Source organism: Streptantibioticus cattleyicolor NRRL 8057 = DSM 46488 (assembly GCF_000240165.1).
In the GTDB taxonomy this organism is placed as follows: domain Bacteria; phylum Actinomycetota; class Actinomycetes; order Streptomycetales; family Streptomycetaceae; genus Streptantibioticus; species Streptantibioticus cattleyicolor.
The window spans coordinates 102,816-118,289 of record NC_017586.1 but is presented as its reverse complement, the minus strand read 5'-3'; the positions used below and the strand labels follow the sequence as shown (position 1 = coordinate 118,289).

The window sequence follows — 15,474 nt, the reverse complement described above, 5'->3', positions numbered from 1 at the left end:
ACCACGGCCGGCCCGCACCGGCCTTCCCCCTACGACCGGCCACCGGACACCGCCGTCCGGGCCGGCATCATCCGCGTTCCTCAGACCCACCAGCGATCCGGGCACCCGGCGTGCCCTCGGAGGTAGAACAGTGGCAACGGCCAGGGCCAAAGCGATGGCAGCCGCCGCGCTCGTGGCGACGCTCGGCGGTGGCGCGCTCACCGCGTGCGGTACCCACTCGGGTGCGCACAGCACTGCGACGTCGGCACGCGTCGCCCCCTCCTCACCAGCCACCCCGTCCGCCGCTCCGGCGTCCGCTTCCGCCCCGGCGAAGCCCTCGCGGCAGCCGTCGGGCCCGTCCTCGCCGGCCTCCTCGGCCCCGGCGTCCGACGGGAAGGCGTCGGCCCCGGCCGGCAAGGCCCCGGGCACGCCGTCGCACCCGGCCGGCGCCTCCGGCGCGGCCCCCGGCAAGGCACCCGGCTCGTCGGCCACCGTCCCGCTGACCATCTCGCACGGGGTGGAGGGCGGCGGCAAGTCGGTGGCGCTCACCTTCGACGACGGGCCCGACCCGCGCTGGACCCCGCAGGTGCTCGCGCTGCTCGCCAAGCACCACGCCAAGGCCACCTTCTGCGAGATCGGCCCCAACGCGCAGCGTTACCCTTACCTCACGAAGGAGATCGTCGCGGCCGGCGACCGGCTGTGCGACCACTCGGTGCACCACGACGAGAAGCAGAGCGGCAAGGGGTTCGACTACAACGTCCACGAGATCGTCGACGCCCAGAACGACATAGCCGGCGCCGCCGGGAACGGCGGCAAGGTGTGGTACTACCGCGCCCCCGGCGGCGACTTCTCGCCGATGATCCGCGGCATCGCCGCCGACCACGGGCTGCGCCCGCTGGGCTGGACCGACGACGCCAACGACTGGCGGCGCCCCGGCGTCGACGGCATCCTGCGCAATGTCAACAGCAACCTGCGGCCGGGCGCGGTCATCCTCATGCACGACGGTGGCGGCGACCGCTCGCAGACCGTGGCGGCCCTCGCCCGGCTGCTCGACCAACTCGACGCGCAGGGCTACGGCTACGCCTTCCCCGCGCGCTGAGCCACCGGCGGACCACCCCGCGTGAACGGCGGCCGGGACCCCTTACGGGTCCCGGCCGCCGTCGTCATGCGCGCGGTGCGGCCGGGCCGGCGCCGCGTACCTCCAGGGAGGCCAGCAGGTGCCGGGTGGCGTCGGTGACGGCGGTCACCGCGGCGTCGAACGCCGCGCGGTTGTGGGCCGCCGGCGCGCGGAAGCCGGAGACCTTGCGTACGTACTGCAACGCGGCGGCGTGGATCTCCTCCTCGGTGACGTCGGGGGTCATGGGCGGGCGGAGGGTGCGGATGCTGCGGCACATGGGTCCAGTCTGCCCCCGCATCCGCGTGCCCGGTGCGCCGGTTCAGCCGGTGTAGCGGGTGACGATCCGGGTGAAGTCCCACGGGTTCTGCGGAACGCTGCTGCACGCGCCGTCCGCCCAGCGGTGCTCGGTGTTGGGGTCACAGGCCCGGTCGCGGTTGACGTCCCAGTAGGTGAAGGCGGCCACGTGCTTGGACTGGGCGAAGGCCAGCAGCGCGGTGAAGGTGTCCTGGGTGAACAGCTCGCTGGGCTGGTCGGTGTGGCCGTTCATGAGCTGGATCGAGGTGTGCGCCCAGGCGGTGGCGGAGTCCCAGCCGTAGAGCGCCTGGAGCTGGGTGTTGACGTCGTCGGCCACGGTCTCGGCGGCGTCGGTCTCGGTGCCGGCGGTGAGGCCGAAGTCGAAGTCCATGATGTTGACGACGTCGATCCGGGCGCCGGCCGCGATGGCCTGGCGTATCTCGTCCTTGCCGGTGTCGGGCAGGCCGACGCTGGTCATCGGGATGGTCAGGGTGACGTCGAGCCCCGGGTCGTGCTGCTCCAGCGTCTTGATCGCGGCCCAGCGCACCGCCATGTCGGCGTCCAGGTCGTCGCCCTCCCAGTCCAGGTCGATCCGGGTGAGCCGGTAGGCGTCGACGACCTGCTGGTAGGCCGCGGCCAGGGCGGCCGGTCCGCCGCAACTGGCGCCCAGTTCCGTGCCGTTGTAGCCGCCGAAGGAGACCGCCACGTCGCCGCCGGCCGCCCGGACGGCGTCGACGTCGGCGCGCACGGTGGTGTCGGCGGCCACGGTGTGGGCGGGGTCCCCGTCCCAGGCCGGGGTGCAGCCGCCGGAGTCCAGCACGAAGGCGAGCAGGAACTGCTTCTCGCCGGAGCCCTGGACGATGTCGGTGACCGACTGCGGGCTGTTGTCCAGCGGCATGAGGTAGGCCGGGTGCTGGAAGGCGCCGGTGCCGCCCGGGGGCGTGGGAGTCGGGGTCGGCGTGGGCGTCGGTGTGGGCGTCGGGGTCGGTGTGGGGGTGCCGTCGGCGGGCGGGGGACCGGTCAGCGACAGCGCGTCGGCGCCGAACGTGCCCTGCCCGTACCAGCCGTGCACCCACACCGTCACCGAGGTGGTCGCGGGGCCGGTGGTGAACGTGGTGGACAACGGCGCCCACGAGGCGGAGGAGGTCCAGGTGCTGGGATCGGTGGTGCCGGTGCCGGTGGCGCCGAGGTAGACGTACGACCCCTGTACCTGGGCGGTGAGCGTATACGTCGATCCGGGGCGGACGGCGACGGTCTGCGCGCACTGCGCGTAGTCGCCGCCGCTCGGGGTGGCCGCGAGGGCGTAGGAGCCCTCGGCGACCGGCGTGGTGACCACCTTGTCCTGGGGCGAGCAGTTCCAGCCGGACAGGGTGCCGGTCTCGAAGCCGGGGTTGGTGAGGAGCTGGGCGGTGGCGGCGGGGGCGGGGGAGGCCATCGCGTCGGCGGCGGTCGGACTCATGGCCGCCGCCACGGCGGTGGCCGTGGCGGCGGTGACGCCGGCGGTCAGCGCGACACGCCACCGACGCCGGAGAGTTGGGGTCATGCCGGTCTCCTGACGACGAGCGGTGGGGGAGTCGAACAGGCCTGGACCAGACGTTGGACTAGACCAACTCCCCGCGTCAAGACGTCGGCAGGGACCAGCCGCACGGCCGACGGCGGTGCGGCTGCGGGCGGGACGCGCTCAGGCCGCGGCTTCGGTCTCCGCGGCGTGGCCGGCCGACAGCCGGCGCAGCAGCTCGGAGCGGTGCAGCGCGGCGACCGGCGCCAGCAGATCGGGGTGGCGCAGCAGCGGCGCGGCGTGCCGGTCGTGCGGGTCCGGGGCGGTCAGCCGGCGGAACTCGAACGGCAGCCCCGCGGCGTGCTCGCACCCGTCGAGCGCGGCCACCGCGGCCCGGGCCAGCGGAGCGTCGGTGAGCAGGCACGCCGCCCAGCTCGCCACCACCTCGTCCACCCAGCTGCGCCACGCCTCACCGGCGCCGGGGACGTCGGCAGCCGCGGCGCCGGAACCGGTGAGCCGGTCCAGCGCCGCCGAGCCACCCGGACCGAGCAGCTCCAGCAGCGCGGCGTCGGCCTGGGAGGGATAGCGCAGCCAGGCCGCGGCGGTCACCGCCTGACGGGCCTGGGCCTGCGCCAGCGCGGCGTCCAGCGCGCCACCGGTCACCGGGTAGGAACGGGTGAGCCACTGCGTGGTCGCGGCGATGACACCGGACAGGTCGGCAGCCATGGGCGCCGGATTCCCCTCTCGCGCTCGCCGGGCGTCTCCTGCTCGCCGCCCGCTACGATCGCGCCACCCTACCCATCCGGGCGATCCGGCGAAATGACGCGTATCACCCCGCCCCGCGGTGACCCGTGGTGTGCGTGGTCACACCTCCACCCAGTCCAGCGTGCGCCGCACCGCCTTCTTCCAGCCCGCGTACCCCTCGGCCCGCCGCTCCTCGCTCCACCGCGGCTCCCAGCGCTTCGACTCGTGCCAGTGCTCCCGCAGCTCGTCGGTGTCGCGCCAGAACCCGGCGGCGAGCCCGGCCGCGTACGCCGCGCCCAGCGCCGTCGTCTCGGCGACCACCGGACGGCTGACCGGGACGCCGAGCACATCGGCCTGGGTCTGCATGCACAGGTCGTTGGCGGTCACCCCGCCGTCCACCTTGAGGACGTCCAGGCGCACCCCGGAGTCCTGGGCCATCGCCTCCACCACGTCCCGGCTCTGGTAGCAGATGGACTCCAGGGTGGCCCGGGCCAGGTGGCCGTTGGTGTGGTAGCGGGCGAGGCCGACGATGGCCCCGCGCGCGTCGGAGCGCCAGTAGGGGGCGAAGAGCCCGGAGAACGCCGGCACGAAGTAGATCCCGCCGCTGTCCTGGACGGTACGGGCCAGCGTCTCGCTCTCCGCCGCGTCCCGGATCGTCCGCATCTGGTCACGCAGCCACTGCACCGCCGATCCGGTCACCGCGATCGACCCCTCCAGCGCGTACACCGCGGGGCCCTCGCCGAACCGGTAGCAGACCGTGGTGATCAGCCCGTGCCGCGAACGCACCGGCTCCGTCCCGGTGTTGAGCAGCAGGAAGTTGCCGGTGCCGTAGGTGTTCTTGGCCTCACCCGGGGTGAAGCACACCTGGCCCACGGTGGCCGCCTGCTGATCGCCGAGGACCGCGGTGATGGGCACCGGGGTCCGCAGCGGCCGGCTCGTGCGGGCCTGGCCGAACGCCTCGGGGTCGGCGGAGGAGTGGATCCGCGGCAGCATCGCCCGGGGCACGCCGAAGATCTCCAGCAGTTCGTCGTCCCAGTCCAGCGTCTCCAGGTCCATCAGCATGGTGCGGCTGGCATTGGTGACGTCGGTGGCGTGGATGCCGCCGTTGGGACCGCCGGTGAGGTTCCACAGCACCCACGAGTCGGTGGTGCCGAAGAGCGCGTGGCCCCGCTCGGCCGCCGCGCGCACCCCGTCGACGTTCTCCAGGATCCAGCGCAGCTTGCCGCCGGAGAAGTAGGTGGCCGGCGGCAGTCCGGCGCGCCGGCGGATCAGCTCACCGCGTTCGTCCCGGTCCAGGGCGGAGGCGATGGTGTCGGTGCGGGTGTCCTGCCACACGATGGCGTTGCAGTACGGCTGGCCGGTGCGCGGATCCCACACCACGGTGGTCTCGCGCTGGTTGGTGATGCCGATGGCGGCCAGGTCGGAGGCGGCGATCCGGGCGGCCCGCACGGCGTTCTGGATGGCCACGTTGGTGCGTTCCCAGATCTCCACCGGGTCGTGCTCCACCCAGCCGGGGCGCGGCAGGATCTGGGTGTGTTCCAGCTGGTGCTTGGCCACCTCGTTGCCGTCGTGGTCGAAGATCATGAAACGGCTGCTGGTGGTGCCCTGGTCCACCGCGCCGACGAAGTCCGCCATCGCCCGCCGCCTCTCCTCGTCGCGTCCGCGCGTTCACGCCCCGGCGCCGGGCGCCGACGGCAGCTCCCCGGGGGGCTCCGGCTCCGGCCGGGGCAGGAAACGCCCCACGAACAGCTGGTAGAACACCCCGCCGGCCACCCCGCCGACCAGCGGCCCGACGATCGGCACCCAGAAGTAGTAGTCGCCCCACTGGTCCCGCCACGCCCCGCGGTACCCGGTCAGGAAGCTGGCCAGCCGGGGCCCGAAGTCACGCGCCGGGTTGATCGCGTACCCGGCGTCCGCGCCGAACGCCATGCCGATGACGACCACGATCAGCCCGATGACCAGCGGGGCGAGGTTGGCGCCCGGCGGGGTGTTGAGCAGATCGGTGACGGCCAGGATCAGCAGCATCAGCAGCGCGGTTCCGATCACCTGGTCGCGGAAGGCACCCCACTGGTGGACCCCGGCGACCGGTGAGCCGTTGCCGGGCAGCGTGGAGAAGACGGTCTGCGTCTTGACGCTGTGCCCCGGATCCGCCCTGGCCAGGATCTCGGTGTAGTTCCAGCGCACCAGCAGCGCGGCGACGAAGGCACCGGCGGTCTGGGCCACCGCGAACGGGGCCACCTTGCGCCACGGGAACCCCTTGAAGGCCGCGAGCGACACCGTCACCGCGGGGTTGAGGTGGGCCCCGCTGATCCGGCCCGCCAGGTAGACGCCGAAGGTCACCCCCAGGCCCCAGGCCCACGCGATGCTGTCATGGGCGCCCAGACCGCCCTTGGGGTTGGTCAGCGCGCCGCCCGCGGAGACCTGGGCGACCACGCCGCAGCCGAAGAGGATCAGCACCAGCGTCCCGGCGAACTCCGCCGCCACCTCGGCGAGCAGCGTGGTCCCCGGGGCGGGTGCCACCCCTCTGCCGGGTGGGCCCTCGCCGGGGGCGTCCTGTGTCGGCTCGCTCATCCGCTCCGCCTTCCGTCGGCCACGGCCCCGCCGGTGGGCCGCCACGCCCACCGAACCACCGCCACCCGCCCGCCGTCAGGCCGAAGGAGTCCACCCGGGTGACCGCCCGCCGCCCGCGACCCGCCGAAGCCGTGCCCGGATCGGCCGCTCCCGCTGCGGTTGCGGCCCGGCACGGACAGGATCGGAAGCGACACACGTGCCGTGACCGGCACCGGCGGTGGCATCCGCACCGCCGACGACGCGCGAGGAGACCGTATGGCCAACCCGACCGTGGCCCAGCAGTTCACGCAGATCCTCCGGCAGGCCGGGGTCGAGCGCGTCTACGGGGTGGTGGGCGACAGCCTCAACCCCGTGGTGGACGCCGTACGGCGCACCGAGGGCATCGAGTGGGTGCACGTACGCAACGAGGAGGCCGCCGCCTTCGCCGCCGCCGCGCAGGCCCAGCTCACCGGCGAACTCGCGGTCTGCGCGGGCAGCTGCGGACCGGGCAACACCCATCTGATCCAGGGCCTGTACGACGCCAACCGCTCCGGCGCGCCGGTGCTCGCGCTCGCCTCGCACATCCCCGCCAAGCAGATCGGCACCGGCTTCTTCCAGGAGACCCACCCGGAACGGCTGTTCACCGAATGCAGCCGCTACTGCGAGCTGATCAGCTCACCCGCCCAGATGCCCCGCGTCCTGCGCATCGCGCTGCAACGCGCGATCGGCCACCAGGGCGTGTCGGTCGTGGTCCTCCCCGGCGACCTGGCGCACGCCGAGTCCGGGTACCCCACCGGGACGAGCGACCTGGTCACCGGGCTCGGCCGGGTGCTGCCGCCGGAGGACCAGGTGACGGCGCTGGCCCGCAAGCTCGACGAGGCGGCCACGGTCACCCTCTTCTGCGGTGCCGGGGTCCGCGGCGCCCACGAGGAGGTCATGCGCCTCGCCGACCGCGTCCACGCCCCCGTCGGCCACTCGCTGCGCGGCAAGGAATGGATCCAGTACGACAACCCCTTCGACGTCGGCATGAGCGGCCTGCTCGGCTACGGCGCCTGCTACGACGCCATACACGAGGCCGACCTCGTGGTGCTGCTCGGCACCGACTTCCCGTACGACGACTTCCTGCCGCAGGCCCGCACCGTCCAGATCGACCACGACGCGGGACGGCTCGGCGCTCGCACGGCGCTGGAGCTGGGGGTGCACGGTGACGTCCGCGAGACGCTGCGGGCGGTGCTGCCGCTGGTGCGCGCCAAGACCGACCGGTCGTTCCTCGACCGCATGCTGCGCCGCCACGCCAGGGCGCTGGAGAACGTGGTCGGCGCCTACACCCGCAACGTCGAACGCCATGTGCCCATCCACCCCGAGTTCCCGGCGGCCGTGCTCGACGAACTCGCCGCCGACGACGCGGTCTTCACCGTGGACACCGGCATGTGCAACGTGTGGGCGGCCCGCTACATCACGCCCAACGGACGCCGCCGGGTGATCGGTTCCTTCCTGCACGGCACCATGGCCAACGCGCTGCCGCACGCCATCGGCGCCCAGTTCGCCGACCGCGGCCGGCAGGTGATCTCGCTTTCCGGCGACGGCGGCCTCGGCATGCTGATGGGGGAGCTGCTCACGGTGCGCCTGCACGACCTGCCGGTGAAGACGATCGTCTTCAACAACTCCTCGCTTGGCATGGTCAAACTCGAGATGATGGTGGACGGCCTGCGCGACTACCAGACCGACCACGCGCCGGTGGACTACTCGGCCATCGCACGGGCCGCGGGCATCCACGCGATCCGGGCCGAACGCCCCGGCCAGGTGCGCGACGCCCTCGCCGAGGGGCTGGCCCACGACGGACCCGCCCTGGTGGAGCTGGTCACCGACCCCAACGCGCTGTCGATGCCGCCGCACCTGTCGGCCGGGCAGGTCAAGGGGTTCGCCTTCTCCGCCGGACGCACCGTACTCGACGGCGGCGTCGGCCGCATGCTCGACCTGGCCCGGGCGAACCTACGCAACATCCCGCGTCCGTAAGGCCACGCCCCGCGTCCGCGCACCCGCCGGAACGGCGATTGTCAGTGGGCCCTGCCATGCTGAAGGTACGAGGGGACCGCCGCCGGGACGCGTTCCGCGCGGCACGGCGGCCGTCGCCACCGTACGAGCCGGAGGACCATCCATGCTCACCATCGACTTCGTGCCCGGCGCGCCCAACTGGCTCGACCTGGGCACGCCGGACGTGGACGCCGCCGCGGCCTTCTACCGCGAGCTGTTCGGCTGGGAGTTCCAGTCCGCGGGGCCGGACGCGGGCGGGTACGGATTCTTCCGGCTCGGCGACCGCGTCGTCGCCGCGGCCGGCCTGCTCACCGAGGAGGGCGCCCGCTCCGCCTGGACGCTCTACTTCCACACCACCGACGCGCAGGCCACCACCAAGGCCGTCGAGCAGGCGGGCGGCACGGTGCGGTTCGGGCCGTTCGACGTCTTCACCGCGGGCCGCATGGCCGGCTTCACCGACCCCACCGGCGCCGACTTCGCGGTCTGGGAGCCCGCCGACGTCGCGGGCCTGGAGGAGGTCACCGCCCCCGGCACCCTGTGCTGGACGGAGCTGTACACCACCGACGCCTCGGCGGCCAAGGATTTCTACCGCTCGGTCTTCTCCTGGGACCTGCGCGACGTGGACTTCGGCCCCGGCTACACCCTGGTCACCCCCTCCGGCGGCGGCCAGGACGCCCAGCACGGTGGCATCATGCAGCTCCAGCCGGAAAACCTGGCGGCAGGCACCACCTCCGACTGGCACCCCTACTTCGAGGTGATCGACTGCGACACCACCGCCGCCCGGGCCGCCGAGCACGGCGCCACCGCGCTGATAGCCCCCATGGACGCGGAGAACGTCGGCCGGCTGGCGATGTTCACCGACCCCTTCGGCGCCACGTTCGCGGTGATCACCAGCGCCATGGTCTGAGCCGCCCGCCGCCCGCACCGGGGTGCGGGCGGCCCGGGTCGGCGGTCAGCGCCCCGTGGTCAGTCCGTAGCCGTACCGGAACAGCGGGTCGTAACGGTGGTCACCGACGTTGACCGGCTCCTGGCTCTCGGCGCGCGGCCACGACACCGGCAGCTTGCCGGTGAACGGCCGCTTGCCGAAGAGCACGTCGGCCACGCCCTCGCCCTCGCTGCCGGGCAGCCAGGACATCACGAAGGCGTCCGCCTTGGGCAGTTCGTCCGTGACGATCTGCGGCCGGCCGGCGACGTCGAGCACCACGCAGGTGCGGATCGCCCCGCACACCTTGTCGACGGCGGCCCGGTCGGCGGCCGACAGGTCGAGCGTGTGGCCGTTGCCGACGTCGCCCATGCCCTCGGCGTACGGGGTCTCGCCGACCACCACCACGCCCACGTCGTACCCCGCGGTCGGCGCGGAGGCGTCGGCGCTGTAGGTGACGTCCGGGGCCGCCTGCCGGATGCCCTGGAGGATCGTGGTGCCGGGGAAGCGGCCGTTGCCGGACTGGCCCTGCCAGGTCACCGTCCAGCCGCCGGCCTGGTTGCCGAGGTCGTCGGCGTTGACCTCGGCCACGTAGATCCGCTGGGAGGGCTTGAGCGGCAGCGCCCCGTGGTCGTTCTTCAGCAGCACCTGCGACTCGGCGACCGCCCGGCGGGCCACCGCCCGGTGCTCCGGCGAGCCGATCGTGCCGATGTCGCGCCGGTCGGTGTAGGGGTGCTCGAAGAGGCCGAGTTCGAACTTGGCCCGCAGGATCCGGCTCACCGCGTCGTCGATACGGGCCATCGGCACCCGCCCGGCCCGCACCTCGGAGACCAGGGTCTGCTCGAACCGCTCGGCGCTGTACGGCTCCATGAACATGTCGAGCCCGGCGTCGACCGCGGTGCGCACCTGCGTGGCGTAGTCCCCGGGGAGCTGGTGGATCGCCTCCCAGTCGCTGATCAGGAAGCCCTGGAAGCCGATCTTCTCCTTGAGCACACCGGTCAGCAGCTCCTTGCTGGCGCTCATCTTCACCGGGGTGCTGCCGGGCACGTCCGTCCACCGCACGCTGGAGTAGGACGGCATGACGCTGCCGACGTGGTGCTCGCGCACCGCGGGGACGTACGGCGCCAGGTCCACGGCGGCGAAGTGCCGGTGGTCGGTGACGGTCACGCCCTGGTCGATGGTGTACGTGTTGGTGGTGGAGGTGCCGTACGCGGTGTCGCCGTCACCGGCGAAGTGCTTGGCGGTCGCCAGCACGTGGTCGGGGCGGGAGAGGTCCTGGGGGCGGGTGCCCTGGAAGCCGTCGATTGCGGTCTCCATCCGCTCCACCAGCGCCGGGTCCTCGCCGAAGCTCTCGTAGGCGCGTCCCCAGCGGTCGTCGCGGGTGACGCACAGGCAGGGCGCGAAGACCCACTGCGGCCCGGTGGCCCGGGTCTCGGTGGCGGTGATGTGTTCCTCGGCACGCACCAGCGCCGGATCCCGGGTCGCCCCCAGCGCGATGTTGTGCGGGAAGATGGTGGCCCCGACCAGGTTGTTGTCGCCGTGCACCGCGTCGATGCCGTAGAGCAGCGGGATGTGCAGCCGGGTGGCGAGCGCGTGCGACTGGTAGCCGTCGATCATGTCGGCCCACGCCCGCGGGGTGTTGGAGGCCGGCGTCGAACCCCCGCCGGACAGCAGCGAGCCCAGCTTCAGATCGGTGATCTGCCCCTGGTCGGAGTCGACGGCGCCGCGCTCGGCCTGGGTCATCTGGCCGACCTTCTCCTCCAGCGTCATCCGCCCGAGCAGGTCGGCGACGCGCTGCCGCACCGGCAGCCGGGGGTCGAGGTAGGGGGCCGTACCGTGGTGCGCGGCCGTGGCGTGGCCGCCGTGCTCCGGGGCCGCCGTGGTCCGCGCCGACGCGGCGGGCATCACGGCGGCCACCAGCGCCGCGGCGGTGACCAGTGCGCCGGCCACACGGGCGGCCGTCAGGCGCCGGCGCGTCCGGCCGCCGTGGGGTGGGTGTTGTCTCAAGCTGTCCTCCCTGGCTGGGACCGGAGGCGCCGCGGCGTCGGCTGCGCCGCGACCGGACCGGTCGTCAGTGACGGCTGTGAGTACGAAACCGCCGTCGGCACGTGGGCGGACGGCGGCGGTCGCCGCCGACTCGTCTCACCTACCGCGGGCGGCGCCCAGCAGAGATTCCCGCGCCCCGCACATGGAGGTCAAGATGTGAACGAGGTAAACATCCCAACGGCGGCGTGTTCTTCACTCCTTGAAGGCTCAACCCGCCGCCGACGCACCGGTACCACGCCGACCGCGTACCGGACGGACGCCCCCCGGCCACGGTTCACCCCCGCAACCCCGCCCAGCCGCCCTCCGGCGCCGCGGCCACCGGGTCCTCCACGATCCGCCGCACCGTCGACAGCGCGGCGCCCAGCAGCGGACCGCGTCGCCCCAGCACCGACACCGTCAACTGCCCGTCCCGCCACGGACGTACGGTGACCCGCGCCGCCAACTCCCGGCGCATCCCCGGCAGCAGCCACGGCGCCAGCTCCGCGTAGGCGCCGCCGAGCACCACCGTCGCCGGATCCATCAGGTTGACCGCCCCGGTCAGCGCCGTGCCCAGCGCGGTCGCCGCCCGGCCCAGCGCGCCCCGGGTCCGGGCGTCCCCCTCGCGTGCCCGGGCGGCGAGCGCGGCCACCACGTCCCCGTCGGCGGCGTCCGGGGCCAGCCCGGCGCGGGTCCGTACCGCCTCCAGCCCCGCGTACCGTTCCAGGCAGCCGCGGGCACCGCAGCCGCAGGGCGGGCCGGACGGATGCACCGGGACATGGCCCAGTTCACCGGCGAACCCCCGGGCCCCGCGGAACAGCCGCCCGCCGATCACCAGCGCTGCGCCGATCCCGGCCTCCGCCGACACATGGAGCACATCGGGGCCGGGCGAACCCGTCCACACCTCGGCCAGCGCACCGAGGTTGGCCTCGTTCTCCGCGCGCAGCGGCACCCCGCGCGACGGCACCGCCCCGGCCACCGCGACCTGCCGCCACCCCAGGTTGGGGGCGTGCTCCAGAACCCCGGGGTCGGCGCCGACCACCCCCGGCACCGAGAGCACCGCCGCCACCGGACGCAGCCCCTCCGCCCCGGCCCGGTCGATCGCCCGCCCCGCCAGCGCGGACAGCTCCGCCAGCACCTCGGCGGCGTCCCGGCCGCGGTTGCCGGTGTCGCGGTGCAGCCACACCCTGACCTCGCCGCGCAGATCCACCACGCACGCGCCCAGGTGCGACACGCCGATCTCCAGCCCGAGTCCGGCCGGGCCGCGCTCGTTGACCGCCAGCGCGGTGCCCGGCCGCCCCACCCGGCCGCTGGGCGCCCGCCCCACCTCGGCCACCAGGCCGTCCGCGCGCAACTGGTCGACCAGGCTGGAGACCGCAGCCCGGGTGAGCCCGGTGTGATCGGCGACGGCGGCGCGGGAGAGCGGGCCGTGCGCCGCCACGGTGCGCAGTACCGCGGCGAGGTTGTGCCGGCGCATGTCCCGCTGGGAGGCGGCCGACGGTGACTGCGCGACGCCGCGTCCGGTCGTGTCGAGCACCCGTATCACCCTTCGGCGGCGGGTAGCTGACGGGCCATCAGGTCGTGGGAACGCCGCAGCGTGTCGCCGATCCGGGCCAGCGCCTCGGTGTCGGCCGGCCGCGGATCGAGCACCACGGCGGGCCGGCCGGTGCCCCAGCGGCGGGCCACCTCGTCGGCGGCCTCCCCGGTCAGCACCCCCGCCGCCTGCGCCGCCGCGCCCAGCGCCACCAGCTCCTCGGCGGCCGGCACCTGAACGGGCCGCCCGGACAGCCGCCGCATCGTCTCCCGCCACGCCGTCCCCCGCGCACCGCCGCCCACCAGCAGCAGCGGCGCCAGCGGATCGTTCTCCTCACCACCGGCCCGCAACACGTCGTCCACCGCGGCCAGCAGCGAGTACGCGGCGCCGTCGTAGGCCGCCTGGAGCACCTGGCCGGGCGTGGTGTCGTGGCGCAGCCCGTGCAACAGCCCCGAGGCGTACGGCAGGTTGGGCGTGCGCTCCCCGTCCAGGAACGGCAGCACCACGGCCGTGCCGCCGGGCTCCACGGCCTCCCGGTCGCGGCCGAGCAACGCGGCGAACCGGTCCACCGCCAGCGTGCAGTTGAGGGTGCAGGCCAGTGGCAGCCAGCCGCCGAGCGCGTCGGCGAACCCGGCGACCACCCCGGAGGGGTCCCGCGGCCTGCCCCGGGTGACCGCGAACACGGTGCCCGAGGTGCCCAGCGAGACCACCGGCGATCCGGGGCGCAGCCCGAGGCCCAGCGCCGCGGCCATGTTGTCCCCGGTGCCGGCCGCGACCAGGGTGCCGGGCCGCAGCGGTCCGTCACCGCCACGTACCCGTCCGGCCGCCGTGCCCGGCGCGACGACCTCCGGCAGCGCCGCCGCCGACAGCCCGACGTGGCCGAGGAGTTCACCGTCGTAGCCGTGCGGGGTCCACCAGCCGGTGCCGGAGACGTCGCCGCGGTCGGTGGTGGCGGCTCCGGTCAGCTGCTCGGTGAGGTAGTCGTGCGGCAGGCGGACGGCGGCCACCCGGTCGGCGGCGGCCGGCTCGTTCTCCCGCAGCCAGGCCCACTTGGCGATGGTGAACGCGGCGGTGGGCACGCTGCCGGTGCGCTCCGCCAGCTCCTCGGCGCCGAACCGTTCGACCAGCGCGGCGGCCTGCGGCGCGGAACGCACGTCGTTCCACAGCAGCGCGGGGCGCACCGGCCGGCCGTCCGCGCCGAGCGCCACCAGGCCGTGCTGCTGCCCGGCGACGGCGACCGCCTCGGCCCGGCCGGCGTGGCCGGTGGCGGCGACCGCCCCGGTCAGCGCGGCCCACCACTGCTCCGGGTCGCTCTCCCGGCCCGCCCCGGAGGTGACGGAGTGCGCGTGGCGCCCGGTGCCCAGAACCGTGCCGGTGTCCACGCCCACGGCCACCGCCTTGGTGGCCTGCGTGGAGCTGTCCACGCCGATGACGACCCGTTCTCCTCGCGCGTCCTGCTGTGCAGCCAACCCGGCCTCCCCGGCGGTTCACCGGCGCCGGGGGGTTCCCGGCGCCGCGCAGCGATATTAGTTTGTTTTCCGGCTTAACCAATAGGGCGTGGCCGGACCCGCCCCTCGCACACCCCAGGGAGACACGGTGACCGACGAACTGACCCCCACCCCCGAGGACCGGTTCTCCTTCGGCCTGTGGACCGTCGGCTGGGCCGGCCGCGACCCGTTCGGCGACGCCACCCGGCCCCCGCTCGACCCGGTCGAGGCCGTCCACCGCCTCGCCGCCCTCGGCGCCCACGGGGTCACCTTCCACGACGACGACCTCTTCGGCTTCGACGCCACCGACAGCCGCCGCGAGGCCATCCTCAAGCGCTTCCGGCAGGCACTGGACGCCACCGGGCTCAAGGTGCCGATGGCCACCACCAACCTGTTCACCCACCCGGTCTTCAAGGACGGCGCCTTCACCGCCAACGACCGCGACGTGCGCCGCTTCGCGCTGCGCAAGACCCTGCGCAACATCGACCTGGCCGTCGAACTCGGCGCCGAGGTCTACGTCGCCTGGGGCGGCCGGGAGGGCGCCGAATCGGGCGCCGCCAAGGACGTACCCGCCGCCCTCGACCGCCTCAAGGAAGCCTTCGACCTGCTCACCGCCTACGTCCACGAACAGCGCTACCCGCTGCGCTTCGCCGTCGAGCCCAAGCCCAACGAACCGCGCGGCGACATCCTGCTGCCCACCGTCGGCCACGCCCTGGCCTTCATCGAACGGCTGGAGCACCCCGAACTCGTCGGCGTCAACCCCGAGGTGGGCCACGAGCAGATGGCCGGGCTCAACGTCACCCACGGCGTCGCGCAGGCGCTGTGGTCCGGCAAGCTCTTCCACATCGACCTCAACGGCCAGTCGGGCGTCAAGTACGACCAGGACCTGCGTTTCGGCGCGGGCGACCTCCGCCAGGCGTTCTGGCTGGTCGACCTGTTGGAATCCGCCGGGTACCGCGGCTCGCGCCACTTCGACTTCAAGCCGCCGCGCACCGAGGACCCCGACGGGGTGTGGGACTCCGCGGCCGGCTGCATGCGCAACTACCTCGCGCTGAAGGCCAGGTCCGCCGCCTTCCGCGCCGACCCCCGGGTTGCCGAGGCGCTGCGCGCCGCCCGGCTGGACGACCTGGCCCGGCCCACCCTGGCCCCCGGCGAGACGGTGACGACGCTGCTCGCCGACCGATCCGCCTACGAGGAGTTCGACGTGGCCGCCGCCGCGGAACGCGGGATGGCCTTCGAACGCCTCGACCAGCTCGCCATGGACCACCTGCTCGGCATCGCCTGAGCCGGCCG

General features: G+C 74.1%; 12 protein-coding genes. 4 read left to right on the top strand and 8 right to left on the bottom strand.

The window, feature by feature from the left end; genetic code table 11:
• Positions 1-154: 154 nt before the first annotated feature.
• Positions 155-1,078, top strand: a complete 924-nt coding sequence (locus SCATT_RS00495; protein ID WP_014140883.1) for a polysaccharide deacetylase family protein — start codon at positions 155-157, stop codon at positions 1,076-1,078.
• Positions 1,079-1,142: 64 nt separating this feature from the next.
• Here the strand turns inward: SCATT_RS00495 and SCATT_RS00490 are convergent, their stop codons facing one another.
• The 5 genes from SCATT_RS00490 to SCATT_RS00470 form a co-directional block, all read right to left on the bottom strand.
• Positions 1,143-1,373, bottom strand: coding sequence for a DUF2277 domain-containing protein (locus tag SCATT_RS00490; RefSeq protein WP_014140882.1), 231 nt, complete (start codon positions 1,371-1,373; stop codon positions 1,143-1,145).
• A 42-nt stretch (positions 1,374-1,415) separates the two neighbouring features.
• Positions 1,416-2,933: a carbohydrate binding domain-containing protein gene (locus SCATT_RS40215; RefSeq protein WP_014140881.1), complete on the bottom strand. Its 1,518-nt coding sequence runs from the start codon at positions 2,931-2,933 to the stop codon at positions 1,416-1,418.
• A 138-nt stretch (positions 2,934-3,071) separates the two neighbouring features.
• Positions 3,072-3,614, bottom strand: coding sequence for a hypothetical protein (locus SCATT_RS00480; protein ID WP_014140880.1), 543 nt, complete (start codon positions 3,612-3,614; stop codon positions 3,072-3,074).
• Positions 3,615-3,752: 138 nt separating this feature from the next.
• Positions 3,753-5,267 (bottom strand): glycerol kinase GlpK, encoded by a 1,515-nt coding sequence (gene glpK, locus SCATT_RS00475; RefSeq protein ID WP_014140879.1) that lies wholly within the window; start codon positions 5,265-5,267, stop codon positions 3,753-3,755.
• Positions 5,268-5,300: 33 nt separating this feature from the next.
• Positions 5,301-6,203 carry an MIP/aquaporin family protein gene (locus SCATT_RS00470; RefSeq protein WP_014140878.1) on the bottom strand — a complete coding sequence of 301 codons (903 nt, stop codon included), beginning with the start codon at positions 6,201-6,203 and terminating at the stop codon, positions 5,301-5,303.
• 255 nt (positions 6,204-6,458) lie between these two features.
• Here SCATT_RS00470 and SCATT_RS00465 point away from each other — a divergent pair, with 255 nt between their 5' ends.
• Together SCATT_RS00465 and SCATT_RS00460 are read left to right on the top strand one after the other, a co-directional pair.
• Entirely contained in the window at positions 6,459-8,198 is a 1,740-nt protein-coding gene (locus SCATT_RS00465; protein WP_014140877.1) for a pyruvate dehydrogenase, read from the top strand.
• 142 nt (positions 8,199-8,340) lie between these two features.
• The gene (locus tag SCATT_RS00460; protein ID WP_014140876.1) at positions 8,341-9,123 is read left to right on the top strand and encodes a VOC family protein; all 783 of its coding nucleotides are present in this window, start codon (positions 8,341-8,343) and stop codon (positions 9,121-9,123) included.
• Positions 9,124-9,168: 45 nt separating this feature from the next.
• On the opposite strand, the gene SCATT_RS00455 is transcribed toward SCATT_RS00460, so the two are convergent.
• The 3 genes from SCATT_RS00455 to xylB all read right to left on the bottom strand — a co-directional run bounded on the left by SCATT_RS00455 (position 9,169) and on the right by xylB (position 14,163).
• Entirely contained in the window at positions 9,169-11,088 is a 1,920-nt protein-coding gene (locus SCATT_RS00455; RefSeq protein ID WP_014627217.1) for a glycoside hydrolase family 3 protein, read from the bottom strand.
• 370 nt (positions 11,089-11,458) lie between these two features.
• On the bottom strand, positions 11,459-12,697 hold the full coding sequence (locus tag SCATT_RS00450) for an ROK family transcriptional regulator (protein ID WP_014140874.1): 1,239 nt from the start codon (positions 12,695-12,697) through the stop codon (positions 11,459-11,461).
• 5 nt (positions 12,698-12,702) lie between these two features.
• Positions 12,703-14,163, bottom strand: coding sequence for a xylulokinase (gene xylB / locus SCATT_RS00445; protein WP_014140873.1), 1,461 nt, complete (start codon positions 14,161-14,163; stop codon positions 12,703-12,705).
• Positions 14,164-14,290: 127 nt separating this feature from the next.
• Here xylB and xylA point away from each other — a divergent pair, with 127 nt between their 5' ends.
• Positions 14,291-15,466: a xylose isomerase gene (xylA, locus tag SCATT_RS00440; RefSeq protein ID WP_014140872.1), complete on the top strand. Its 1,176-nt coding sequence runs from the start codon at positions 14,291-14,293 to the stop codon at positions 15,464-15,466.
• The last annotated feature ends 8 nt before the right edge of the window (positions 15,467-15,474 follow it).